We start from the raw sequence: 24,133 nt of genomic DNA, 5'->3' as shown, positions 1-24,133 counted from the left end.
TTCGACCCGGTTCGTCTCCGTAGCGTTGAGGGCAGACGAGGGGCCGGAAGGGCCGCCTCGCACCGGACGCTCACGAAGGAGCCGCAGATGTCCCGCCTCGCCCGCCCCACCCATGGCCGCATGATCGGCGGAGTGTGCGCCGCGCTGGCCCGGCGCTTCGGCACCTCCGCGACGACGATGCGGGTGATCTTCCTGCTGTCCTGCCTGCTGCCGGGCCCGCAGTTCCTGCTCTACATCGCGCTGTGGATCCTCCTCCCCTCGGAGGAGAAGGCCGCCGCCTGGTAATCCGGTGATCCCCTTGTACGACCTGTACGGCAACGCCGTTGGGGCGCCCCGGTAGACACCGGGGCGCCCCAACGGCGTTGCCGGTCGGCTGGGGAGAGGTCAGCCGAGCGGAATCCCGTTGATCGGCAGGCCGTGCGTGGGCAGGCCCTGGAGCGGCAGTCCGCCGAGGAGGCCGGCGACGGGCTTGGTCGGGCCGTCGGCGAGGACCTGCTGGACGGCGGGCTGGACGGCGGTCAGGCCGGCACCCAGGGCGGTCTGTCCCTGCGCGAGGGCCCCACCGGCGCCCGGCAGGGCCTTGGCGACGTTCTCGGCCGGCAGCGTCTTGGTGACGGTGTCCAGGGCCTGGGGGGCGTCCGGAACGGCCGGGGCGGCGTTGGCCGCGCCCGCGCCGACGGCGGCGAAGGCGGCACCGAGGGCGGCGACACCGAGGGTCTTGGCAGCAGACTGCTTCATCGTTAATGCGTCCTTGGAATGCGGTGACGGGGATCGATAACGCGCTGAGCGGTCCACGACCGTAAACATGCCGGGCCGCCCGCCGCAAACACCGAAATGCGGACGGATAGTGAAGGCCCGTCCGCATTCCGTTCCCCACCCGGATACCCGATCAGCCCTCCGGATCGACAGAACCGCTGGTGGAGGCGGTCTGCCGGAACAGCCATTCGGATTTCAGCTCCGCATAACCGGGCTTGACGACGTCATTGATCATGGCGAGGCGTTCATCGAAAGGAATGAACGCTGATTTCATCGCATTGACGGAGAACCACTGCAGGTCGTCGAGCGTGTAACCGAACGCCTCGACGAGGTGCTCGAATTCGCGGGTCATGCTGGTCCCGGACATCAGCCGGTTGTCGGTGTTCACGGTGGCCCGGAAGTGCAGCCGGCGCAGCAGCCCGATCGGGTGCCCGGCGTAGGAGTCGGCGGCCCCGGTCTGGAGGTTGGAGCTGGGGCACAGCTCCAGCGGGATCCGCTTGTCGCGGACGTACGACGCCAGCCGGCCGAGCTCGACCGTGCCGTCCTCGCGGACCTGGATGTCGTCGATGATCCGCACCCCGTGCCCGAGCCGGTCGGCGCCGCACCACTGGAGCGCCTGCCAGATGGACGGCAGCCCGAAGGCCTCGCCGGCGTGGATGGTGAAGTGGTTGTTCTCCCGCTTGAGGTACTCGAAGGCGTCGAGGTGCCGGGTGGGCGGGTAGCCCGCCTCGGCCCCCGCGATGTCGAAGCCGGCCACCCCAAGGTCCCGGTAGCGGTTGGCGAGCTCGGCGATCTCCAGGGAGCGGGCCGCGTGCCGCATGGCGGTGAGCAGGGCGCCGACCCGGATCCGCCGGCCGTTCTCGCGGGCGACGGCCTCGCCCTGCCGGAACCCCTCGTTGACGGCCTCGACGACCTCTTCGAGGGAGAGGCCCTGCTCCAGGTGCTGCTCGGGGGCGTACCGCACCTCGGCGTAGACGACGCCGTCCTCGGCCAGGTCCTCGGCGCACTCGCGGGCGACCCGGACGAGGGCGTCCCGGGTCTGCATGACACCGACGGTGTGCGAGAAGGTCTCCAGGTACCGCTCCAGCGAACCGGAGTCGGCGGCCTCGCGGAACCAGATGCCGAGCTTGTCCGGGTCGGTCTCGGGGAGGCCGGCGTACCCGGTCTCCCGAGCGAGGTCGGCGACGGTGCCCGGACGCAGGCCGCCGTCGAGGTGGTCGTGCAGCAGAACCTTCGGCGCCCGGCGGATCTGGTCCGGCGTCGGGGTGTTCGCGGTGCTCTGGCTCGTCATTTCCGCACTGTAACTCCTACGCGCGTAGATCGCCTGGTACTCGGAGATTCCCGTTTCCGTCGATACGCAATGGTGACCGCACGGACGGGTCGCGTACACCACCTCTTCTGACACTGTTCTGTCATGGCACAGCAAGCGACGCCGGCCAGAACGGCCAGCCTGAGCAGGCCAGTCGGTCAGGAACCGACGACGGCGACCGGGGCGGTCCTGCTCCTCCCCGGCGGGGAGGAGGTCTCCGCGCGCAAGCCATCCCTCGTATGGGCGACGGCCTTCGTCCGCGCGCTCGGCCGCCGACTCGCCCGGGACGGCAGGGACGAGGGGCTGGCCGCGCACGTCGTCCACTACCGCTACCGCGGCTGGAACGGCAACGAGGCGCATCTCGCGGGGGACGCCGGCTGGGCGGCGGACGAGGTGGTACGACGGTACGGCGATGTGCCGGTGTGCCTGCTCGGCGTGGGGATGGGCGGCCGGGCCGCGCTGCACGCGGGCGGCCACGAGGCGGTCAACTCCGTCGTCTCCATCGCCCCCTGGCTGCCCGAGGCGGACGTGGCGGTGCCCGAGGAACCGGTTCGCCAGCTGGTGGGGCGGCGGGTGCTGATCGTGCACGGCACGAACGACGAACGGACCGACCCGGAGCTGTCGTTCCGGCTGGCGGCGCGGGCGAAGAAGGCGAATCGGGAGGTGTGCCGGTTCGAGGTGCACTCGGACGGGCATGGGCTGCATCAGCACCGGGACGAGGTCCTCGCTCTCGCCTCGGACTTCGTCATGGGGGCGCTGTACGGGCGGGCGGTGTCGCGGCCGGTGGAGGACGCGTTGGCGGCGCCGCCGCCGATCGGGTTGCGGATGCCGTTGGCCGCGGGGTTCGGCAAGTCGTTGAGACGGTAGGGGGTGGGGGGTGCGGTTGCAGCCGGGCCGCGGGTGCGTCGTGGTTGCTCGCGCAGTTCCCCGCGCCCCTGACGGGGCGCGTTGTGGCTAGGTGGGGAGCAAGTTGCCCCTTCTCGACAGCAGGAAACGCTTGAAGGCGGCCACCGGGGGTGTGTCCGGGTGGCCCTCCAGCCAGGCCACGCCGATTTCTCTCGCCGCTCTCGGGGCCGTGACCGTGAGTTCGACGACTCCCGGGCGGGGGAAGGCGGGTGGCGGGAGCAGCGCGACCCCCAGTCCGGCCGCGACCAGGCCCCTCAACGTCTCCGCCTCCTCTCCCTCGAAGGCGATTCGCGGCCGGAAACCCGCCTCCTTGCACAGGTCGTCCGTGATGCGGCGCAGGCCGTAGCCCGGCTCCAGGGTCACGAAGGTCTCGTCGGCCGCCTCGGCGAGGCGGATGCGCTTACGGGACGCCAGCGCGTGGTCCGCGGGCACCACCAGCCGCAGCTTCTGTTCGTCGAGGCGGCGGGCGGCCAGGTCCGGGGCGTCCGGCATCGGGGAGGTCAGGCACAGGTCGAGCTCGCCCGCCCGCAGCTTCTCGATCATCGCCTCGCCGTAGTTCTGGACGAGGCTGAAGCGGATGCGGGGATGGTCGACGCGGAATGCCTGGAGGAGGCCGGGTACGGTCTCCGCGCCCATGGTGTGCAGGAAACCGAAGGCGACCTTGCCCGTCGTGGGGTCGGCGTCGGCGCGTACCTCGTCGGCGGCGCGCCGTACCTCGGCGAGGGCGCGCTCGACCGAGGTGAGGAAGGTACGGCCGGCGGGGGTGAGGGAGAGGGTGCGGCCGTGCCGGGTGAAGAGGTCGACGCCCAGGTCCTGTTCCAGGCGGACCATGGCGCGGGAGAGGGTGGACTGGGGGACGTCGAGCTCCTGGGCGGCCCTGGTCACATGCTCGGTGCGGGCCACTCCGGCGAAGTACGCGAGGCGGGGCGCGAGCAACATCGTCATGTCTTCTCTGTCACTGTACGGTGACAGGCGCTCCGCTGACCTCTGCTGATGCTCCATGGGAACGATTATGGCGTTTCCATGCATTGGACGGATCAGCGTGGCGGTCCGTACGTTCGAAGCATGTCTCCCGCCAGTACCGGGGCGTCCATCACCGTGGACGCCGTCCCGTCCCTCCCCGCCTCCGACTCCCGCCTGACCCCGGGCGGTCCCGGCTACCGCCGGATGAGCTTCGCGCTCTTCCTCGCGGGTGTCGCGACCTTCGCCCTCCTCTACTCCACGCAGGCCCTGCTCCCGCTGATCTCGGACGGCTACGGCGTGTCCGCGAGCGACGCGAGCTGGACGGTGGCGGCGGCGACCGGCGGCCTGGCACTGTTCGTCCTCCCGATGAGCGCCCTCTCCGAGCGCTTCGGGCGTCGTACGGTCATGACGGCCTCGCTGGCGGTGGCGGTGACCGTCGGACTGCTGGTGCCCTTCGCGCCCTCCCTGGGCGTGCTGGTGGTGCTCCGTGGCGTCCAGGGCGCGGCGCTGGCCGGTCTGCCGGCCTCCGCGACGGCGTACCTGGCCGAGGAGGTCCGCCCGAAGGCGCTGGTCACGGCCATCGGCCTGTTCGTCGCGGGCAACAGCGTCGGCGGGATGAGCGGCCGGGTCATCACCGGCTGGGTCGCACAGGAGTGGGGCTGGCGGGTCGCCGTGGGCGTGATCGGGTTGATCGCCGTCGGCTGCGCGATCGCCTTCCGGCTCCTCCTCCCCGCCCCTCGGCACTTCAAGGCGGGCTCGCTGCACCCGCGCCGGCTGCTCGGCACGGTCCGCGACCACCTGGCCGACCCGCTGCTGCGCCGCCTGTACGCGATCGGCGCGCTGTTCATGACCGTCTTCGGCGGCGTCTACACGGTGATCGGCTACCGCCTGACCGAGGAGCCCTTCTCGCTCCCCCAGGGCATCATCGGCTCGATCTTCCTGGTGTACCTGGTGGGTACGGTGTCCGCGTCCACGGCGGGCCGCCTGGTCGGCCGCTTGGGCCGCCGAGGGGCCCTGTACCTGGGCGGCGGCACGACGGCCGCCGGCCTCCTCCTCTCCCTGGCCGACTCGCTCCCCCTGGTCCTGCTGGGCCTCGTCCTGATCACCGCGGGCTTCTTCGCGGGCCACGCGGTGGCCTCCTCCGCGGTCAGCAAGACAGCCACCCACGGCAGGGCCCAGGCCTCCGCCCTCTACCAGTCCGCCTACTACATCGGCTCCAGCGCGGGCAGCACGGTGGGCGCGATGGCGTTCCACGCGGGGGGCTGGGCGGGCACGGTGAGCGTGGGCCTGCTGGCGATCGCGGGCGTGGTGACGATCACGGTCCTGGGCTCGGTGGCGGCGCGCCGCCAGGTATTGGCCAACGCTCACTGAATTCTTTTAGGGGCGCGGGGAACTGCGCGACAAGCCACGACACCGCCGCACCCGCCACCCCACCGCGCACCCCACCCCCTTGGGCGAACCCCGTCTCACCTGCACGTTTCCGCACTCCGGGCGCCGTTGTCAGTGGGCTGCGGTAGCTTCCGAAGTGCTGGAGCGCAACGGCGCGCGAACAGGAACGGCCACAGGGGTGGGTGGACGGAAGATGACCGACGGCACGGCGACGGCGGAGCTGGACCTCGCACTGGACAAGTACCGGACCGAGCTGACCGGGTACTGCTACCGGATGCTCGGCTCGTCCTTCGAGGCCGAGGACGCGGTGCAGGACACCCTGGTGCGGGCCTGGCGGAGCTACGAGAAGTTCGAGGGCCGCTCCAGTCTCCGGTCGTGGCTGTACCGGATCGCGACGAACGTGTGCCTGGACATGCTCAGCGCGGGCAACAAGCGGGCCCGGCCGATGGACCTGAGCGAGTCGACGCCGCTCGCCCAGGCGGCGCTCTCCCCGCGGGCCGACAACACCTGGCTGGAGCCGGTGCCGGACGCGCGTGTGCTGCCGACGGTGGACGACCCGGCGGAGGCGGCCGTGGCCAAGGAGTCGATCCGGCTCGCCTTCATGGCCGCGCTCCAGCAGCTGCCGCCCAAGCAGCGGGTGGTGCTGATCCTGCGCGAGGTGCTGGCCTGGAAGGCGACCGAGGTGGCCGAGCTGCTCGGCACCACGGTCGCGTCGGTCAACAGCGCGTTGCAGCGGGCCCGGGCCACTCTGGCCGAGCAGCGGCAGTCGGGCGCCGCCGCCGAGGTCTCCGACCCGCTCGACGAGGAGCAGCAGAAGCTCCTGGAGCGCTATGTCGCCGCCTTCGAGGGCTACGACATGACGGCGCTGACGGCACTCCTCCACGAGGACGCCATCATGACGATGCCGCCGTTCGACCTGTGGCTCACCGGCCACGACGACATCACCGGCTTCATGACCACCATCGGCTCCGCCTGCGAGGGCTCGCGGCTGTTCCCGGTCCAGGTCAACGGCCTGCCCGGGTTCGCCCAGTACAAGCCCGACCCGGACACCGGGGGCTGGAGCCCCTGGTCCGTGCAGGTCCTGGAGATCTCAGACGGCCGGCTGACCGGGTTCCACTTCTTCCTCGACACCAAGCGCTGGTTCCCGCTCTTCGATCTCCCCCTCCACCTGGAGGCCGAGGCCGACGAGACGGAGGAGGGAGCGTAGGGCGGGGCCGGGGTCGCGGAGCCGTATCCGTCCGCCTGCCCTGCGGGCCGCCAGCTCCAGCCGGGCCAGCAGGTCGACGGCCGCCAGGTCCGGCGGTCCGGGGCCGAGACCGCCCACGTCGCAGACGACCACCCCGGCGCCGGTGACCGCCAGCAGGTCGCGCACGTCGTCACAGAGCCCCGGCACCTCGTCCCTGGTGACGGGGCCCGACAGCACAAGCACGGCGGGGGGCACGGCATCCACGAGGCGGTAGACCCCCGGCGGCACCCCGACTCATCGCTGGGGGCCGCGGCTCATCGGCAGAGGGTCGCGCAGATCACGTCGATCACAAGGATCGCAACGTTGACCTGCACCTGACCGACCCGGAGGGTTGGTGTATGCGCCACGCACCGCCATCGCCCCCGTCGCCCGTCGGCCACCCGGCACCCGCCGAGGGGGTCCCGTGCAGGGGGTGCTGAGCGGTTTCGCGGTCATCGCGATCGTCATCGCCGTCGGCTACGGCCTGGGCCGCGGCGGCCACCTGGGGGCGAACGGCCGCGAGGTCCTCACCAAGCTCGCCTTCCACGTCGCCTCCCCCGCGCTCCTCTTCACCCTGCTCGCCAAGGCCGACCTGGCGGTGATCTTCTCCGGCCGCCTCCTGGTGACGGCGCTGAGCACGGCAGCGGCGGCGGGCACGTTCGTGGCGGTGGGCGTCGTACGGCACTGGGGTGTCGGCCGCACCACCATCGGCGCGCTGTGCTCCAGCTACGTCAACTCGGGCAACCTCGGCATCCCGATCGCGGTGTACGTGCTGGGCGACGCGTCCCTGGTGGCCCCGGTGCTGCTCTTCCAGGTGGTGGTCCTCACCCCGGTCGCCCTGACGATCCTCGACCTGGCGGGCATGGGCGAGAAGGGCCCCTGGTGGCGCCGCCTGCTCACACCGCTCCGCAACCCGATAGCCGTCGGCTCCCTCACCGGCGTCGCGGTCTCGGGGCTCGGCATCCATGTCCCCGGCCCGGTCATGGACCCCCTGACCCTGATCGGCAACATGTCCGTCCCGGCCGTGCTCCTGGCCTTCGGCATCTCCCTGCGCGGCAGCACCCCGCCGGGCCGGGGCCGCGACCGGCACCCGGTGTTCCTGTCCGTCGCCCTGAAGTCGGTGGGCCAGCCGCTCGCCGCCTGGGCCCTGGCCTCGGCCGTCTTCGACCTGCACGGGGCACCCCTGCTCGACGTGACGGTGACCTCGGCGCTCCCGGCCGCCCAGAACCTCTACACCTACGCCAGCACCTACCGCGTCGGCGAGGAACTGGCCCGCGACTCGATCCTGCTGTCGACGGTGCTGGCGGTACCGGTGCTGGTGGTCGTGGCGGCGCTGCTGGGGTGACGCGCCGGTCAGTCGGCGGGGAACTCAGCGGTGTCGATCGTGAGGTCGAACGGCTCCGGCAGCTTGATGGGGTCGCCGAACTTGACGGCGCTGAGCATCCGGTAGACCTCACCCTTCGGCTCGCCGTAGAGCGTCGCGGTGGGGCCGCCGGGGGCCCAACGGTCGATCAGAAGGTACAGCGGGATGCCTGCGGTGGCGTAGGCGGCGGGCTTGCTGACGCGGTCGTGCCGGGCGTTGGACTTGGAGGTGACCTCGACGACGAGTTCGGCGAGTGCGGCCGGGATGTGGGATTCCGCCTCCACACAGTCCTGGACGGGTGCCACCACCAGGTCCGGAATGAGCATGCCCAGACGCGACGGCACCGCGATGGCCAGTGTCTGGAAGATCTCCAAGTCGTCGGGAACCACGCTGTAGAGGCGGCGCTGGACGCGGGCCGCGATCACGTTGTGGCGGGAGGCGGGAGCAGGTGACACGGTGATGATCCCCTCGATGATCTCCACCTTGCTGCCCTCGGGCCATTCCATCTCCTCCCAGTACCGGACGAGGTCGTCCCAGTTCTGGTCGGGGTCCTGGCGGACGGTGAGTGCGCTCACGGCGGTCTCCTTCGGTGCGTCACCGATCCCAGCATGCCGAACGGGACCGGCGCAGGTCCACCGATCCCGTTCACCCGATCGAGCCGTGTCACCAGCGACCTCCGGCCGCGGGCCCTGGTCAGGCGATACGTTCCAGCACAACGGGCGATGCCGTGAACTCGGTGCCCGCCGCCCCGATGTCGTACGAGCCCTCGACCGCTTGGAGCGCGTACTCGAAGCGCTCCGGGGTGTCCGTGTGGAGGGTGAGGAGGGGCTGGCCGGCGGTGACCGGGTCGCCGGGCTTGGCGTGCAGTTCGACGCCCGCGCCCGCCTGTACCGGGTCCTCCTTGCGGGCGCGGCCGGCGCCCAGGCGCCAGGCGGCGACGCCGATGCCGTAGGCGTCGAGGCGGGTCAGGACGCCGGACGAGGGCGCCTTGATCACGTGCTGTTCCTTCGCCACCGGGAGCACCGCGTCCGGGTCGCCGCCCTGGGCCGCGATCATCCGGCGCCAGACGTCCATCGCCGAGCCGTCCGCCAGGGCCTTCGCCGGGTCGGCGTCGCGGACGCCGGCCGCGTCGAGCATCTCGCGGGCCAGGGCGATGGTCAGCTCGACGACGTCCGCGGGGCCGCCGCCCGCGAGGACCTCCACCGACTCGCGGACCTCCAGGGCGTTGCCCGCCGTGAGGCCGAGGGGGGTGGACATGTCCGTGAGGAGGGCGACCGTCTTCACGCCGTGGTCGGTGCCGAGGCCCACCATGGTCGAGGCCAGTTCGCGGGCATCGGCCAGCGTCTTCATGAAGGCGCCCGTGCCCACCTTCACGTCCAGGACCAGGGAGCCGGTGCCCTCGGCGATCTTCTTCGACATGATCGAGGAGGCGATCAACGGGATCGCCTCGACCGTGCCGGTGACGTCGCGGAGCGCGTACAGCTTCTTGTCGGCGGGAGCCAGGCCGTCGCCCGCCGCGCAGATCACCGCGCCGGTGGTGTCGAGCACCGACAGCATCTCCTCGTTGGAGAGCAGGGCACGCCAGCCGGGGATCGACTCCAGCTTGTCCAGGGTGCCGCCGGTGTGGCCGAGGCCGCGGCCGGAGAGCTGGGGGACGGCCGCGCCGCAGGCGGCGACGAGGGGGGCCAGCGGCAGGGTGATCTTGTCGCCGACGCCACCCGTGGAGTGCTTGTCGGCGGTCGGGCGGGACAGGGAGGAGAAGTCCATGCGCTCGCCGGACGCGATCATCGCGGCGGTCCAGCGGGCGATCTCGCGGCGGTTCATGCCGTTGAGGAGGATGGCCATCGCGAGCGACGACATCTGTTCGTCGGCGACCTCGCCTCGCGTGTACGCGTCGATGACCCAGTCGATCTGCTGGTCGCTGAGTTCACCGCGGTCCCGCTTGGTGCGGATGACGGAGATGGCGTCCATGGTGGCCATGGCGTTCCCTTCGAAAGATGTGCGATGCGTACGGCCCCTCCCAACCGGAAGGGGCCGTACGGGAGTTACTTGGTGAGATGGGCCGGGCCGAAGGCCTGGGGCAGCATCTCGGAGAGGGGCAGGACGCCCTCCGGGGTGTCCAGGAGGAGGTCCGGGCCGCCGAACTCGTAGAGCAGCTGGCGGCAGCGGCCGCAGGGGACCAGGAGCCCGCCCGTACCGTCCACGCAGGTGAAGTGCGTGAGGCGGCCGCCGCCCGTGCGCTGGAGCTCGGAGACCAGTCCGCACTCGGCGCACAGGCCGAGGCCGTACGACGCGTTCTCCACGTTGCAGCCGGAGACCGTGCGGCCGTCGTCCACCAGGGCCGCGACCCCGACCGGGAAGCCGGAGTAGGGGGCGTACGCGTGGGACATGGCCTCGCGGGCCTCCGCGCGCAGGGCCTCCCAGTCGAAGCCGGCCGCGGTGGTCACTTGCCCTGTCCCTTCCGGTACGGCAGGCCGTCCGCCTTCGGCATCCGCAGGGACTGCGCGGACAGCGAGAGGACGAGGAGGGTGACGAGGTACGGGGTCGCGGTCACGAGCTGGCGCGGGACCTCGTTGGTGGTGGCGTACCAGATGAACATCAGGACCGAGATGACGATCGTGATGACGGCCGGGACGTACTTCTTGCGCCAGGCCAGGTAGGCGGCGCCGAACACCAGCAGGATCGCGAGCAGCAGGATCAGCGCGTGGACGTTCACCGTGCCGCCGCGCAGGTTGAGGCTGTCGGTGTAGCCGAACAGGCCGGCGCCGAGGGCGAGGCCGCCCGGCATCCAGTTACCGAAGATCATCGCGGCGAGACCGATGTAACCGCGGCCGGCGGTCTGGCCGTCGAGGTACACGTTGGAGGCGACGATGGAGAGGAAGGCGCCGCCCAGGCCCGCGAAGCCACCGCTGATGATCACCGCGATGTACTTGTACTTGTAGACGTTGACGCCGAGGGACTCGGCCGCCACCGGGTTCTCGCCGCAGGAGCGCAGGCGCAGGCCGAAGGCGGTGCGCCACAGGACCCACCACGTGATCGGGACGAGGGCGACGGCGATCACCGTCAGCGGGGACAGGTCGGTCAGCAGACCGCCGACCAGGCCCGCGATGTCGGAGACGAAGAACCAGTGCTTCTGGTTGAGCGTGTCCAGCCAGTCGGACAGGCCGGGGACGCTGAACGTGCCGAGTGAGTCGATCGGCGGGGACTGCTTGGAGGAGCCGCCCTCGGCGTTCTCGAAGGTGAACTTGGAGAGGTAGCGGGTGGCGCCCAGGGCGAGGATGTTCAGGGCCACACCGGAGACGATGTGGTTGACGTTGAAGGTGACGGTGGCGACGGCGTGCAGCAGGGCGCCGAGCGCACCGCCGAGGATGCCGAAGACGACGCCGACCCAGGGGCCCCACTGGTAGCCGGCCCAGGCGCCGAACCAGGTGCCGAGGATCATCATGCCTTCGAGGCCGATGTTGACGACGCCCGCGCGCTCGGCCCACAGACCGCCGAGACCGGCGAGGCCGATCGGCACGGCGAGGCGCAGCGCGGTGGACATCTGGCCGGTCGAGGTGATGCCGTCGGCGCCGGTGATCAGGCGCACGGCCGAGGTGAGGACCAGTACGCCGGCGATGACCAGCAGGAGTACCGGGAGCGACATTCGGCGGCCGCCCTTGCCGGGCTGCTTCGCCTGCGGCTTGGCGATGGTCGCGGTGGACATCAGGCCGCCACCTCCTTCTTGGTGTTCTTGGCGGCGGCCGCGGCGAGCTCCGCGCCGACCTGGCGCTGCTGGCGGCGCAGACCCCACTGCCGTACGGCTTCGTAGGAGATGACGACGGAGAAGACGATCAGGCCCTGCATGATCGTGGCGATCTCCTTCTCGTACGCCACCGGGGTCGCGTAGTCGAGGGCGGGCGAGGCCTTGTCGAGGAAGGCCCACAGCAGGGCGGCGAAGGCGATGCCGCCGGGGTTGTTGCGGCCGAGCAGCGCGATGCCGATGGCGGTGAAGCCGAGGCCGGCCGGGAAGTCGAGGCTGTAGGTGTGGGAGTCGCCGAGCAGCAGCGGGAGGCCCGCGAGGCCGGAGACGGCGCCGGAGATCAGCATGGAGACCAGGACCATGCGCTTGGCGTCGACGCCGGAGGCGGCCGCGGCGGACTCGGAGGCTCCGGTGGCGCGCAGGTCGAAGCCGAACCGGGTGCGGTTGAGGACGACCCAGTAGCCGATGCCGAGGGCGATGGCGACGAAGACCATGCCGTAGATCTCGCCGACGTCGGAGCCGAGGTTGATGCCGGGGAACCAGCCGGACTTCTTCATCACGCCGGTCGTCATGTTGTTGCCGACCTGGACGCCCCACACGTTGGAGAGGGTGATGTATCCGATGACGCTGGTGGCGATGGCGTTCAGCATGATCGTGGCGACGACCTCGCTGACGCCCCGGGTGACCTTGAGGACGCCCGCGATGCCGGCCCAGAAGGCGCCGGTGAGCATGGCGACCAGGAGCAGCATCGGGATCTGCAGGAAGGCGGGCAGGCCCACGTTGGCGCCGACCACGGCCGTCATCACGGCGGCGAGGCGGTACTGCCCGTCGACGCCGATGTTGAACAGGTTCATCCGGAAGCCGAGGGCGACCGCGATGGCCGCGATGTAGTACATCGCCGCCTGGTTGATGATCAGGACCTGGATGTCCGAGTACGGCAGCTGCTGGAGCATCAGCACGTACGGCTCGAACGGGTTGCGGTTCGAGGCCAGCAGGACGATCGAGGTCAGGGCGATCGCCAGGACGAGCGCGATGACCGGACCGGCCACCGCGAGGAGCACCCGCTCCTTGTCGAACTTCTTCATCGGGCCTCGTCCTCCGGACCGGCGTCGTCGTCGGTGGTGGTTTCCACGTGTTCCAGGTGGCCGGACGCGGCACCCGTCATGGCGGAGCCCAGCTCCTCCGGGGTGATGGTGGCCGGGTCGGCGTCCGCGACCAGCTTTCCGTCGTAGATCACGCGCAGGGTGTCCGACAGGCCGATCAGCTCGTCCAGGTCGGCGGAGATCAGCAGCACGGCGAGGCCCTCGCGGCGGGCGTCCCGGATGCGGTCCCAGATCTGCGCCTGGGCGCCGACGTCCACACCGCGGGTGGGGTGGGCGGCGATCAGGAACTTGGGGCTGTGGCTCATCTCGCGGCCGACGATCAGCTTCTGCTGGTTGCCGCCGGAGAGGGAGGCGGCGGTGACGTCGATGCCGGGGGTGCGGACGTCGAACTCCTCGACGATCCGGCGGGTGTCCGCCTGGGCCCCCTTGATGTCCAGCCAGAAGCCCTTCGCGTTGGGCTTCTCGGTGACGTGGCCGAGGATGCGGTTCTCCCAGAGCGGGGACTCCAGGAGCAGGCCCTGGCGGTGCCGGTCCTCGGGGATGTAGCCGACGCCGGACTCGCGGCGCCTGCGGGTCTGCCAGCCGGTGATGTCCTCGCCGAGGAACTCGATCGCGCCGGAGTCGGCGTGCTTGGTGCCGATCAGCGCGTCGATCAGCTCGGTCTGGCCGTTGCCCTCGACCCCGGCGATGCCCATGACCTCACCGGCGTGGATGGTGAAGGAGACGTCGTCGAGGACGCGCTTGGCGGCGCCGGGGGTGGTGGCCTCGGTGAGCACGTCGGCGCCCGGCGCGGCACCGGACGAGCCGACCGTCGCGGTCTCGGGCTGCGCGCCGACCTCGCCGAGGGAGGCGATGCCGCCGCCGGCGTAGACGGTGAGGTTCTTGACGGTGACCACGGGCTTGTCGGTGACCGTGGACTCGGCGGTCTCCGGGGTGGGCAGCTCGCTGCCGACCATCAGCTCGGCGAGCTGGCGCGGGGTGGTCTCGGAGGGGATCGCGGTCCCGACGGTCGTACCGCGGCGGATGACGGTGATGTCGTCGGCGACGGACAGCACCTCGCCGAGCTTGTGGGAGATGAAGATGACCGAGAGGCCCTCGGACTTCAGCTCGCGCAGGTTGTCGAAGAGCGCGTCGACCTCCTGCGGGACGAGGACGGCGGTGGGCTCGTCCAGGATCAGGGTCTTGGCGCCGCGGAAGAGGACCTTGAGGATCTCCACGCGCTGCCGGTCGGCGACGCCGAGGTCCTCGACCAGGACGTCCGGGCGGATGCCGAGGCCGTAGCGGTCGGAGATCTCCTTGATCTTCTTCCGGGCGTTGCCGCCGATGCCGTACAGCTTCTCGCTGCCGAGCACGACGTTCTCGAGGACCGTCAGGTTGTCCGCCAGCATGAAGTGCTGGTGGACCATGCCGATGCCGCGCGCGATGGCGTCGGCCGGGGACGAGAAGGAGACCTGCTCGCCGTCGACCGCGATGGTGCCCTCGTCCGGCTTCTGCATGCCGTAGAGGATCTTCATCAGGGTCGACTTGCCGGCACCGTTCTCGCCGACCAGGGCATGCACGGTGCCCTTGCGGACGGACAGGTGGATGTCGTGGTTGGCTACGACACCCGGGAATCGCTTGGTGATCCCCGCCAGCTCGACCGCGGCTGTCGTCTCTGCGGTGAGCGGAGGGCTGCTGGACGCGTCGATGGCGCACTCTCCTAGAGAAAGGGGTCGCTCTACGCGCGTAGCGCCCCTGCTTTAAATAGTGCCCGGACCTGACCGAGCTTTTTCGACTCTCGATCCGTTCCGAGCATTCTGCCGCGCGAACGGGGGTTGCCCCTGCCGCTGATCCACCGGACCCGTACCCGAGCTTCCTGACCGAACGCTCGGATCCGCGCCAGGGCCCCGACCGGGTCCCCGGATCATGGCAGGGGGCGCGGGAAGAACATCCTTCCCGCACCCCGTTCCGTGGCCGTAACGCTGCCATTACAGCGTCTCTTTGACCATGCCTAGGACAAGGTCATGCAACCCCTGGGTCAGGAGGTCTTGACCGTGATGGAGCCGTCCTTGATGCCGGCCTCGGCCTTCTTGAGCGCGGCCTGCAGGGTGGCGTTGTTCTTGAAGACCGGGTTGGAGTCGGCCAGGCCGACGCCACCGTTGGTCAGGGAGCCGCGGATGTCGCCGGACAGCGGCTTCTTGTCCTTGATGACGGACTTGGCGAGGTCGTACACCGCGCCCTCGACGTTCTTGAGGGCCGAGGTCAGGATGTAGTCCTTGTACTTCGACAGCGCGGCCTGGCTGTACTGGTCGGAGTCGACGCCGATCGCCCACACCTTGTGCGCGGCGGCGGCCTTGATGACGCCCTGGCCGGAGAGGCCGGCGGCGGCGTAGACCACGTCGGCGCCAGCGCCGATCTGACCCTCGGCGGCGGCCTCGCCCTTGTCGGGGCTGGAGAAGCCGCCCTCCTGGGCGGTCTGGGTCAGGTACTGGGCCTTGACCTTGACGTTCTTCTTGGTGTCCTTGACGCCCTGCTCGAAGCCCGCCTCGAACTTGTGGATCAGCGGGACGTCCACGCCGCCGATGAAGCCGACGGTGTTCGACTTGGTGGTCAGCGCGGCGGTGACGCCGGCCAGGTACGAGGACTGCTCCTCGTGGAAGACCATGTCCGCGACGTTGCTCGACTGGTCCTGGTTGTCGTCGATGATGCCGAAGGTGACCTTCGGGAACTTCGCGGCGGCCTCCTTGACGGCGGGCGCGTAGGCGAAGCCGACACCGATCACCGGGTTGTAGCCGGCCTTGGCCAGGGTCTCCAGCCGCTGGACCTTGTCCGCGTCCGACTCGCCGTCCTGGGGCTCGATGTCCCGGCCGGTGACGCCGAACTCCTTGTCGGCCTTCTGGAAGCCGGCGTAGGCGGCGTCGTTGAAGGACTGGTCGCCCTTGCCGCCGACGTCGTACGCGAGACCGACACCCTTGGACGCGCCGGTCTTGCCGGTGGACGAGCTGGACGAGCTGCCGCACGCGGAAACGGTGACGGCAAGGGCTGCGGTTGCAACGCCCGCAACGGCGATTCGGGACACCCGGCGCATGGAACGAGACTCCTTCGTGCAAGCGCCCAAACCAGGCGCTGGTTCCGCGGCAGCGTAACGCGCGTAGACCAGACGGAAAACCCCCAATGTCCGGTCCGTTATCTAGCTGTGGCCACAGTCACTGCCAAGGCTACGGACAGCAGCGCGCCCCTTGCGGGAGGCAAGGGGCGCGGGAACTGCAACGACGGTCGGGCAGCCGTACTCGTGGGTACGGCCGCTCACCCGGCGACTTATATATGTCGCATTACTTCGTGTTGACGGTGACCTTGCCGTCGATGATGTCCTGCTTGGCCTTGTCGACGGCCGCGACGACCTCGGTCATCGCCTTGTACTTCGGGTTGGTGTCCGCGAAGCCGACGCCGCCGGTCTTGAGGGTGCCGTTGACGACACCGCTCTCCGGCTTGCCCTCGTGGACGGACTTCACGAGGTCGTAGACCGCGCCGCCGACGTTCTTCAGGGCGGAGCCGAGGATGTAGTCCTTGTACTTGGCGAGCGCGCTCTGGCTGTACTGGTCGGAGTCGACGCCGATCGCCCACACCTTGGCGGTGGAGGCGGCCTCGATCACGCCCTGGCCCGAGAGACCGGCCGCGTGGTAGATGACGTCGGCACCGGCGTCGATCTGGCCCTGCGCGGCGGCCTTGCCCTTGTCGGGGCTGGAGAAGCCGCCCTCCTGGGCCGTCTGGGTCAGGTACTGCGACTCGATCTTGATCTTCGGGTTGACCGACTTGGCGCCCTGGTCGAAGCCCGCCTCGAAGGTGTGGATGAGCGGGATGTCGACGCCGCCGATGAAGCCGATGTGGTCCTTCTTGGTGGCGGACGCCGCGGCCACGCCCGCGAGGTACGAGGACTGCTCCGCCGCGAAGACCATGTCGACGACGTTGGAGGCCGTCACCTCGTTGTCGTCGATGATGCCGAAGGTGATCTTCGGGTACTTGGCCGCGACCTCCTTGACGGCGGGCGCGTAGGAGTAGCCGACCCCGATGATCGGGTTGTAGCCGGCCTTGGCGAGCGTGTCGAGGCGCTGCACCTTGTCGGCGTCGGACTCGCCGTCCTGCGGCTCGATGTCCCGGCCGCTGATGCCGAACTCCTTCTCGGCCTTCTGGAAGCCGGCGTAGGCGGCGTCGTTGAAGGACTGGTCGCCCTTGCCGCCGATGTCGTAGGCGAGGCCGATGCCCTTGCCGTTGTACTTGCCGGACGAGTTGGTGCTGGTCGCACCACTGTCCGAGCTGGACTTACCGCATCCGGCGGCGGCGAGGGCAAGGACCGCGACGGTCACCGCTGCCGTGGAGAACCGTGTCCTCCGACCCGAGATATGACGCACAGCACGTACCCCTTCGTCCCCACGGCACCGTCACCGGCCCGCTTCCCCAACCGTCCACCCTCGGTGGCGATTTCGGCGCACAGTAACGCGCGTAGAAGCGGAGGGGAACGGGGTTTCTCCGGGCCGTTATCGAACCGTGCCGACTCCGGGTTACAAGCGGGGGCCAACGGTTACGGCGGGGTGACACAAGAGGGCGAAGAGGTACCGACCGGGCACCTCTTCGTCCCCTGGGGGACTTGCGCGACTTGCGGGGAAGCTGACCGTTTCTCCCGCCGTCTGATACGACTACCGCCGCTGTGACTACATGGTCGCGTCGATCAGGGCGGCGGCCGTGAACAGCTCCACCCCGACGGTGATGGCCCGCTCGTCGGCGTCGAAGTGGCCCTGGTGCAGATCGCGCACGGTCCGCTCGCCCGGCGTGCGCACCCCGAGCCGCGCCAGCGCGCCCGGCACGTGCTCCAGGTACCAGGAGAAGTCCTCGCCGCCGAGGCTCTGCTCGGTGGTCTCGATGGACTCGGTGCCGCGCCGGGCGGTCATCGCGTCCCGCAGCAGCTCGGTGATCACCGGGTCGTTGACGACCGGCGGCACCCCGCGCACGTAGTTGATCTCGGACTTGGCCCGGTGCAGGGTCGCGACCTCGTCGATCGCCGCGTGCACGACGTCGGGCGCCGTCCGCCAGGCCTCCAGGTCCAGGCAGCGCACGGTCCCGGACAGCTCGGCGTGCTGGGGGATCACGTTGGGCGCGTGCCCGCACTCGATCCGGCCCCAGGTCACGGCGAGCCCGCTCCGGCTGTCCACCCGGCGGCCGATGATCGCCGGCACGTCGACGGCGACCCGGGCGGCGGCGGTGACCAGGTCGGTCGTCAGGTGCGGGCGTGCGGTGTGCCCGCCGGGCCCGTCCAGGGACACCTCGATCCGGTCGCAGGCGCTGGTGATGGCACCGGTCCTCAGCCCGATCCGCCCCACGTCCACCCGGGGGTCGCAGTGCACGGCGATGATCCGCCCCACCCCGTCCAGCACCCCGGCCTCGATGGCGTCGGCGGCACCGCCGGGCAGCACCTCCTCGGCGGGCTGGAAGAGCAGCCGTACGGGTCGCGGCAGCTGCCCCTTCGCGTGCAGGTCGGCGAGAACCAGTCCGGCGCCCAGCACCACTGTCGTATGCACGTCATGCCCACAGGCGTGCGCCCGGTCCGGCACGGTGGACCGGTACGCGCACTCGGCCTTCATGTCCGGGATGGGCAGGGCGTCGATGTCGGCGCGCAGGGCGAGCACCGGAAGCCCGTCCCCGACCGGTCCGATGTCACAGATGAGCCCGGTCCCCGCCGGGAGGACGCGCGGCCGGAGACCGGCCTTCTCCAGCCGTTCCTTGATGGCGGCTGTGGTGCGGAACTCCTGGTTTCCTAGCTCGGGATGCATGTGCAGGTCGCGGCGGAAGGCGACGAGTTCGGCGTGCAGTTCCTCGCTGAGCACGCCGGGGAGCACATCCCCGGGAAGGTCGGCCTCGGTCTCTGTGGACATCAATTGGTTCACCCTCTGAAGGGTAGGACGCCCGAAGGGTCAACTGACCCGAGATCAACAAAAGTTCAGCCCGTTAGGGGAAGAAAATCTGACCGCGGACGCATGACCTCGGACGTGGCTGGGTAACACCTATGTTTCCTCTTCCACGCATACCACGCGCGGCGACGATCACGCCGCTCCTGTCCACCCACCGAAACGGGACCGAGCCGCAACCGGGACTTGTCCACGCGGGCCACGCCCGCCCGGTAGCGTGCGCGACCGTGACGGACCCGGAGACACCCGACTTCATACAGACCACCCGTACGTCCTACGACACGATCGCCAAGGACTACTCCGCCGCCTACCCCGGCCTCCCCGAACGGCCGGTGGACATGTCGATGATCGCCGCCTTCGCCACGCTGGTGAAGGCGAACAGCACCGCTCCGGTGGCCGACCTGGGCAGCGGCCCCGGCGACATCACGGCCCACCTCAACGACCTGGGAGTCCCCGCCTTCGGCATCGACCTCTCCCCCGCCATGGTCGGCCTGGCCCGCGAGGCCCACCCCGCCGTGCGCTTCCACCGGGGCTCCATGACGTCCCTGGAGCTGCCCGACGAGACCCTCGGCGGCATCCTCGCCCTCTACTCGATCATCCACGTCCCGGACGACCACCTCCCGGCGACCTTCGCCGGCTTCCACCGCGCCCTGGTCCCCGGCGGCCACGTCCTGCTGTCCTTCCAGAAGGGTGAGTCACCCGGGCTCCACCTCACCGAGCGCTTCGGCCACGAGATCGACCTGCGCTACTACTGGCGCCCCGCGTACGCGGTCGGCGACATGCTCGCCAAGGCGGGCCTGGAGGTGGCGGCGACCCTGATCCGGGAGCCGGTGGAGTCGGAGAAGTGGCCCCGGGCGTTCGTCCTGGCCCGCAAGCCGGGCTGAACGTACGGACCCGGGGGCCGCCCAGGGGCCACCTGCGACCCCGTTCAGCCGGTGTGGGCCACCAGGGCGTCGATGATCTCGGGCCAGAGCTCGCGCGGGCGGTCGTGTCCCATGTCGGGGACGAGGAGGAGGTCGGCGCCGGGCACCAGGTCGGCGGTGCGTCGGCCGCCGTCGACGCCGATCAGGGTGTCGTCCAGGCCGTGGATCACCAGGGTCGGCACCCGGAGCTCGCGGAGCGCCTCCGCGCGGGAGCCGCCGAGGATCATCGCGCCGAGCTGACGCCCGGTCCCGGCGGGGTAGTAGGCCCGGTCGTAGCTGCGGGCGGCCAGCTCCCGCAGCACCGCGGGGTCGCCGTAGCGCCTGGACGCCCAGACCAGCTCCCGCTCCGCCGCCGCGACATACCCCTCGCGGTCCGCCGGCTTGGGGCCGAACAGCACCGACTGGGCCTCGGGGGTGGGCCGGCCGTACTCGCTCTCCCCGGTCGAGGACATCATCGACGTCAGCGTCAGCACCCGCTCCGGCCGGGTGACGGCCATCATCTGGGCGATCATCCCGCCCATCGACGCCCCGACCACGTGCGCCCGCTCGATCCCGAGCGCGGCGAGCAGGCCCAGCCCGTCGTCGGCCATGTCCCGCAGCCCGTACGGCACCATCGCGACGGCGGCGGGAATGTCCCCCGAACTCACGGCGGCGATGAACCGGCCGACGTCGACGGGACGGTCGTCGAACTTGCTGGAGAGCCCACAGTCACGGTTGTCGTAACGGATCACATGACGACCACGCCCCGCCAGCGCCCGGCAGAAGTCCTCGTGCCAGGCGATCATCTGGGCACCGAACCCCATCACGAGCAGCACGGGAGGGTCGGAGGGGTCGCCGAAGCTGTCGTGGGCGATGGACACTCCGGGCGATACGTCGACGATCGGCATACCCGGATCCTCCCAGCCCCACCACCCGACGCACCCGAATTACCGACCGGGCCCGGCCCCCCTCCCTGCGATCACTCCCGGTCACGCCACCCCCAACTCGCACCACACGAACTTGCCCCGCTCCCCGAACCGAGCCGACGGCTGCCAGCCCCAGCCGTCCGCACACGCCACCACCAGCCCCAACCCCCGCCCCGCCTCTTCGAGCCCCGCCACCACCCCCGGCGGCTCCGGAGGCACGGGATCCGCGTCCCACGCCCCGATCCACACGACGCCCTCCGGGGAGCGCCGCACCCTCAGCGCGGCCGGCCCCTTCGTGTGCCGCACGGCATTGGAGACCAGCTCGGCGGCGAGGAGTTCCGCCGTGTCCACCAGACCGATGAGACCGTGCATGGTCAGGATCAGGCGCAGGGTGCGGCGGGAGATCGTCACCGCTCTCAGGTCGTTGGGAACGTAGAGCGTGTAGTCCCAGGTCTCGGGCATACGTCATCAACTCCGGTCAGGTGAAGGGGATTTCACGCAGGTGGCATCGCCGCACGAGAACGGTGCGGTGCACTTCCGCAGCGTGTCCGTTACATCACTGACGGTAGGGCTAATTGTTTATGCCTTGCAAGCCCCTCCCGTAAAGTGACCCCGAACGAGCCACGCGCTCAAGCGCTTTGGAGAGGGCAGTCGATGGCACTGAGGAGCGAGCCGACGGGGCGCCAGTTGCGACTGGCGGTCGAGCTGCGCAGGCTCCGGGACGCGGCAGGCCTCACGGCACGGGAGGCAGCAGCTCTGCTCGGGGTCACCGCTCCGGTGATCAGCCAGATCGAGTCCGGCATCGCGGGCGTGAGCGAGAAGCGGCTACGGCGTCTCGCCGCGAACTACTCCTGCGCGGACGCCGAGTTGATCGACGCATTGGTGTCCATGGCCACCGACCGCACCAAGGGCTGGTGGGAGGAGTACCGGGAACTGCTGCCGACGCCGTTCCTCAACCTCGCCGAGCTCGAACACAACGCCACGTTCCTGTGGGAGGTCCAGTTCCTGTTCATCCCTGGCCCGCTTCAGACGGCGGAGTACGCACGCGCCGTCTTCTCCGATCGGGTTCCGGAACTCCCCGCCGAGGAAGTGGAGTTGCGCGTTCGTCACCGGATGCGCCGGGCGGCGACCCTGGCGCACACCCCGTACGAGGCAGTCATCCACGAGGCCGCGCTGCGCATCATGGTCAGCGACCGCAGCACCTCACGGACTCAACTCGCGCATGTCATCGCGTCATCGGAAGCGGAACACGTCACCGTCCGTGTCATCCCCTTCCGTCTGGAGGGGTTCACCGGCGCCGCGAGCGCCATGACGTACGCGGGCGGCTCCGTACCCAAGCTGGACACGGTCGTGCGCGACGGCCCGCACGGCGCCGTCTTCATCGACTCCAAGGCCCAGCTGGGCGCCTTTCGAACGCTTTTTCATAAGGTGGAAGCCGCGTCGCTCGACCCGGAGCGCTCACGCGACTTCATCCACAAGCTGGCGAAAGAGCTGTGAGGCACCCCCATGGACACCTGGCGGAAGTCGTCCTACTCGGGACCCGGCGACGGCGACTCCTGCGTAGAAATAGCGAACTCCCCCACCCGCATAGCCGTCCGCGACTCCAAGGACCCCACCGCCGGCACCCTCACCTTCCCGCCCGCGGCCTTCGCGCCCTTCGTCGAAGCCCTCAAGGTCGTACCGCACCAGGGTCGACTTCGGGGTGCGTGAACCGCACGGGCTTGCCCAGCGACCGGGCGTAGGCGATTTCGGCTCGGGTGCTGTCTCCGATGTAGTCGCCGACTACGAGCACCTCGTCAGCGAGCCGGATCTTCGCCCGGTGCAGATCGTCGAGTCGAACCTTCAGCGCCTCGGCCTCGACAGGATCGGACCGGAGTTCGTGCGGTGACTTCATGTCACAGCCCGGCTTGACGACAATCCTTCCGGCTTTGGTCTCCCGCAGATCGGCCTCGTTCATCTCGGTCATGAAGCGGGTGGAGCCGCAGATCACGACGATACGCGGGAGGCTCAACAGCTTCTTCGCGGCGGCGAGCTTCTCCTCGGGGGTGAGCGCTTGCGGGTATGACACCGGTTCCTCCTGGTGCTGTGGTCCAAGGGGCGCCTGCGGAGACGAGAACGCACTCTATGCGCCGACCGACGACACGCCGAAGGACCAGATCATCCAGTCCTCAGTTGCGCACCATCATCACGAGCAGCACCACCAGGGCGATCAGGAGCGCGGCGGCCGCCGACGCCAGGGTGATCTTCAGTGCGCTGTACGGCCGTTCGCCGATGACCTCGCCGGTGCGGGCGTTGACCATCACCGGCCATGCCTTGCCGGCGTGGAGGTAGGTCAGGAACCAGACGGGCAGCAGTACCAGCTTGTAGGTGAGGCCGCTGTAGGACGTGGACATCGAGTGCACCCGCTGCTCGTCGCCGCCGATGTCCCGCAGGCAGTCGGCGCGGATCACCGGTGCCATCCGCGCCTTCGCCGCCTCCAGGCCGGCCTCCGGCTCGACGTCGTAACGGACGGTGCGGAAGCCCGCCAGGTACTCCTCCTGGTAGGGGACCGTCTCCTCCAGCGGCCAGGGGGTCAGCTTGTCCAGTTCCTGCACGGGCACCTGGCCGCTGCCGGGCACCAGCACGTCGTCGAAGAACCGGCCGACCGTCCCGGACGTGTGATGCCAGCGGGTCTTCCGCACCTGCCGCTTGTGGCCCTGGGAGTCCTCCTCCTCGACCCAGTAGTGCTCGCCGCGTTCGCCCGTGTACCCGGTGGTGGTCTGCGCGTCGTACGTCCAGTGCGGCAGGTAGCTGCCCCGGAAGGTCTCCGCCTCGGTGACCTTCTTCAGCTCGTCGGGCGCGAACCAGCGGGAGGTCGTCCACTTCGCGAGCGCCTCGCGGGCCTGCTCACGGCCCACGCCGAAGGGCAGTACCGCCTCGGGCACCACCCGCTCGGTACCGGAGGCGTCCGAGACCAGCGGGGTGGCACAGAACTGGCACTTGTCGCTGAGCGTGTCGCTCTCGGTCACCGCGTGGCAGCCGGGGCAGGTGTACACCTTCACCCGGTCCGGTGCGGATGCCCGGCGGGGCAGCGCGGCCAGCTCCTCGACCGGGTGTTCGGTCACCTGCCGCGGTACCGGCGTGATGTCCTGCTCGTGCCTGCAGTACGGGCAGCGCAGCGCGTACGTCCCTGGCGCGTACTCGCTGACCCCGCCGCACGCCTCGCACCGGAACGCCCGGTCGGGCGCCGGCACGACGTCCTGATCCGTCAACTCACTTCTCCGATCTCAGCCCTGCGGGGGCAGCGGCGGCGGGACGTCGGCGAGCAGCGAAGTGAGCTCGGGGACCTGGTCCGCGGGCTGCCAGGCGGCCTGCCCGCTGCGCCAGACCAGCGTGGTCCGGGTGAGGTTGCCGGCCGCCACCTGCCCGGCCAGCGCGCTCTCGTCGTACGGGCCCTGCTGCTGTCCGCCGACCGCGATGAACCAGCGCGGCGCGGTGGGCAGCGGCGGCGGGACGTCGGAGGGAGCGGGGGCGGGGGCAACAGTGAGCGGGCTTGGGAAACTCCATTCAATCTGTGGCCATCCCGTACCCGGCCGCCGTTGACTCACTGCTGTCACTCTTGTGCTGTACG

Annotated in this window: 26 protein-coding genes; 8 read left to right on the top strand and 18 right to left on the bottom strand. The window is 70.1% G+C overall.

The window, feature by feature from the left end; genetic code table 11:
- Positions 1-87: 87 nt before the first annotated feature.
- Positions 88-285, top strand: a complete 198-nt coding sequence (locus ABZ887_RS48035; RefSeq protein WP_361305479.1) for a PspC domain-containing protein — start codon at positions 88-90, stop codon at positions 283-285.
- Between the two features lie 99 nt (positions 286-384).
- On the opposite strand, the gene ABZ887_RS48030 is transcribed toward ABZ887_RS48035, so the two are convergent.
- Positions 385-738 carry an ATP-binding protein gene (locus ABZ887_RS48030; protein WP_361305477.1) on the bottom strand — a complete coding sequence of 118 codons (354 nt, stop codon included), beginning with the start codon at positions 736-738 and terminating at the stop codon, positions 385-387.
- Positions 739-889: 151 nt separating this feature from the next.
- A complete protein-coding gene (locus ABZ887_RS48025; protein WP_361305475.1) occupies positions 890-2,047 on the bottom strand; it encodes an adenosine deaminase in 1,158 nt (385 codons plus the stop codon).
- Between the two features lie 123 nt (positions 2,048-2,170).
- Here ABZ887_RS48025 and ABZ887_RS48020 point away from each other — a divergent pair, with 123 nt between their 5' ends.
- Positions 2,171-2,932: an alpha/beta hydrolase gene (locus tag ABZ887_RS48020; RefSeq protein WP_361305473.1), complete on the top strand. Its 762-nt coding sequence runs from the start codon at positions 2,171-2,173 to the stop codon at positions 2,930-2,932.
- Positions 2,933-3,019: 87 nt separating this feature from the next.
- Here the strand turns inward: ABZ887_RS48020 and ABZ887_RS48015 are convergent, their stop codons facing one another.
- A complete protein-coding gene (locus tag ABZ887_RS48015; RefSeq protein ID WP_361305471.1) occupies positions 3,020-3,973 on the bottom strand; it encodes a LysR family transcriptional regulator in 954 nt (317 codons plus the stop codon).
- A 63-nt stretch (positions 3,974-4,036) separates the two neighbouring features.
- Here ABZ887_RS48015 and ABZ887_RS48010 point away from each other — a divergent pair, with 63 nt between their 5' ends.
- Positions 4,037-5,305 carry an MFS transporter gene (locus ABZ887_RS48010; RefSeq protein WP_361305470.1) on the top strand — a complete coding sequence of 423 codons (1,269 nt, stop codon included), beginning with the start codon at positions 4,037-4,039 and terminating at the stop codon, positions 5,303-5,305.
- 211 nt (positions 5,306-5,516) lie between these two features.
- Positions 5,517-6,530, top strand: a complete 1,014-nt coding sequence (locus tag ABZ887_RS48005) for a sigma-70 family RNA polymerase sigma factor (protein ID WP_361305469.1) — start codon at positions 5,517-5,519, stop codon at positions 6,528-6,530.
- Here ABZ887_RS48005 and ABZ887_RS48000 read toward each other — a convergent pair.
- A complete protein-coding gene (locus tag ABZ887_RS48000; protein ID WP_361305508.1) occupies positions 6,414-6,695 on the bottom strand; it encodes an STAS domain-containing protein in 282 nt (93 codons plus the stop codon). The genes ABZ887_RS48005 and ABZ887_RS48000 overlap by 117 nt on opposite strands.
- 277 nt (positions 6,696-6,972) lie before the next feature.
- Between ABZ887_RS48000 and ABZ887_RS47995 the strand changes: the two genes are divergently transcribed.
- Positions 6,973-7,893 (top strand): AEC family transporter, encoded by a 921-nt coding sequence (locus tag ABZ887_RS47995; RefSeq protein ID WP_361305467.1) that lies wholly within the window; start codon positions 6,973-6,975, stop codon positions 7,891-7,893.
- A gap of 8 nt (positions 7,894-7,901) precedes the next feature.
- Here ABZ887_RS47995 and ABZ887_RS47990 read toward each other — a convergent pair whose 3' ends face one another.
- The 9 genes from ABZ887_RS47990 to ABZ887_RS47950 form a co-directional block, all read right to left on the bottom strand.
- The gene (locus ABZ887_RS47990; protein ID WP_361305465.1) at positions 7,902-8,486 is read right to left on the bottom strand and encodes a Uma2 family endonuclease; all 585 of its coding nucleotides are present in this window, start codon (positions 8,484-8,486) and stop codon (positions 7,902-7,904) included.
- Between the two features lie 118 nt (positions 8,487-8,604).
- Positions 8,605-9,882, bottom strand: coding sequence for a thymidine phosphorylase (locus ABZ887_RS47985; RefSeq protein ID WP_361305506.1), 1,278 nt, complete (start codon positions 9,880-9,882; stop codon positions 8,605-8,607).
- Positions 9,883-9,956: 74 nt separating this feature from the next.
- Positions 9,957-10,358, bottom strand: coding sequence for a cytidine deaminase (locus tag ABZ887_RS47980; RefSeq protein ID WP_361305463.1), 402 nt, complete (start codon positions 10,356-10,358; stop codon positions 9,957-9,959).
- Positions 10,355-11,617, bottom strand: coding sequence for an ABC transporter permease (locus ABZ887_RS47975; protein WP_361305461.1), 1,263 nt, complete (start codon positions 11,615-11,617; stop codon positions 10,355-10,357). The genes ABZ887_RS47980 and ABZ887_RS47975 overlap by 4 nt, the downstream gene beginning before the upstream one ends.
- Entirely contained in the window at positions 11,617-12,738 is a 1,122-nt protein-coding gene (locus tag ABZ887_RS47970) for an ABC transporter permease (protein ID WP_361305459.1), read from the bottom strand. Before ABZ887_RS47970 ends, ABZ887_RS47975 begins: the two co-directional genes overlap by 1 nt.
- Complete coding sequence (locus tag ABZ887_RS47965; protein ID WP_361305504.1) at positions 12,735-14,444, bottom strand: ABC transporter ATP-binding protein; 1,710 nt, start codon at positions 14,442-14,444, stop codon at positions 12,735-12,737. Before ABZ887_RS47965 ends, ABZ887_RS47970 begins: the two co-directional genes overlap by 4 nt.
- A 329-nt stretch (positions 14,445-14,773) precedes the next feature.
- Complete coding sequence (locus ABZ887_RS47960) at positions 14,774-15,823, bottom strand: BMP family ABC transporter substrate-binding protein (RefSeq protein WP_361305457.1); 1,050 nt, start codon at positions 15,821-15,823, stop codon at positions 14,774-14,776.
- A gap of 244 nt (positions 15,824-16,067) precedes the next feature.
- Positions 16,068-17,099 (bottom strand): BMP family ABC transporter substrate-binding protein, encoded by a 1,032-nt coding sequence (locus ABZ887_RS47955; protein WP_361305455.1) that lies wholly within the window; start codon positions 17,097-17,099, stop codon positions 16,068-16,070.
- Between the two features lie 345 nt (positions 17,100-17,444).
- Entirely contained in the window at positions 17,445-18,662 is a 1,218-nt protein-coding gene (locus tag ABZ887_RS47950; protein ID WP_361305453.1) for a M20 family metallopeptidase, read from the bottom strand.
- A gap of 260 nt (positions 18,663-18,922) precedes the next feature.
- Between ABZ887_RS47950 and ABZ887_RS47945 the strand changes: the two genes are divergently transcribed.
- Entirely contained in the window at positions 18,923-19,579 is a 657-nt protein-coding gene (locus tag ABZ887_RS47945) for a class I SAM-dependent methyltransferase (RefSeq protein WP_361305451.1), read from the top strand.
- 44 nt (positions 19,580-19,623) lie between these two features.
- Here ABZ887_RS47945 and ABZ887_RS47940 read toward each other — a convergent pair whose 3' ends face one another.
- Together ABZ887_RS47940 and ABZ887_RS47935 are read right to left on the bottom strand one after the other, a co-directional pair.
- A complete protein-coding gene (locus ABZ887_RS47940) occupies positions 19,624-20,505 on the bottom strand; it encodes an alpha/beta hydrolase (RefSeq protein WP_361305449.1) in 882 nt (293 codons plus the stop codon).
- A gap of 81 nt (positions 20,506-20,586) precedes the next feature.
- A complete protein-coding gene (locus tag ABZ887_RS47935) occupies positions 20,587-20,985 on the bottom strand; it encodes an ATP-binding protein (RefSeq protein WP_361305447.1) in 399 nt (132 codons plus the stop codon).
- Positions 20,986-21,177: 192 nt separating this feature from the next.
- On the opposite strand from ABZ887_RS47935, the gene ABZ887_RS47930 reads away from it, so the two are divergent.
- Together ABZ887_RS47930 and ABZ887_RS47925 are read left to right on the top strand one after the other, a co-directional pair.
- The gene (locus ABZ887_RS47930; protein ID WP_361305445.1) at positions 21,178-22,020 is read left to right on the top strand and encodes a helix-turn-helix transcriptional regulator; all 843 of its coding nucleotides are present in this window, start codon (positions 21,178-21,180) and stop codon (positions 22,018-22,020) included.
- A gap of 9 nt (positions 22,021-22,029) precedes the next feature.
- Positions 22,030-22,233 carry a DUF397 domain-containing protein gene (locus ABZ887_RS47925; protein WP_361305443.1) on the top strand — a complete coding sequence of 68 codons (204 nt, stop codon included), beginning with the start codon at positions 22,030-22,032 and terminating at the stop codon, positions 22,231-22,233.
- Here ABZ887_RS47925 and ABZ887_RS47920 read toward each other — a convergent pair.
- The 3 genes from ABZ887_RS47920 to ABZ887_RS47910 all read right to left on the bottom strand — a co-directional run.
- Complete coding sequence (locus ABZ887_RS47920; RefSeq protein WP_361305441.1) at positions 22,193-22,591, bottom strand: hypothetical protein; 399 nt, start codon at positions 22,589-22,591, stop codon at positions 22,193-22,195. The genes ABZ887_RS47925 and ABZ887_RS47920 overlap by 41 nt on opposite strands.
- Positions 22,592-22,691: 100 nt before the next feature.
- Positions 22,692-23,774 carry a hypothetical protein gene (locus ABZ887_RS47915; RefSeq protein WP_361305439.1) on the bottom strand — a complete coding sequence of 361 codons (1,083 nt, stop codon included), beginning with the start codon at positions 23,772-23,774 and terminating at the stop codon, positions 22,692-22,694.
- Between the two features lie 15 nt (positions 23,775-23,789).
- A partial coding sequence (locus ABZ887_RS47910; RefSeq protein ID WP_361305437.1) for a DUF4339 domain-containing protein occupies positions 23,790-24,133 on the bottom strand: 344 nt, incomplete at its 5' end.

This window comes from Streptomyces sp. NPDC047061, from assembly GCF_040643955.1.
Lineage (GTDB): Bacteria > Actinomycetota > Actinomycetes > Streptomycetales > Streptomycetaceae > Streptomyces.
The sequence above is the reverse complement of the archived record's forward strand: the minus strand, read 5'-3'. Positions and strand labels throughout refer to the sequence as shown.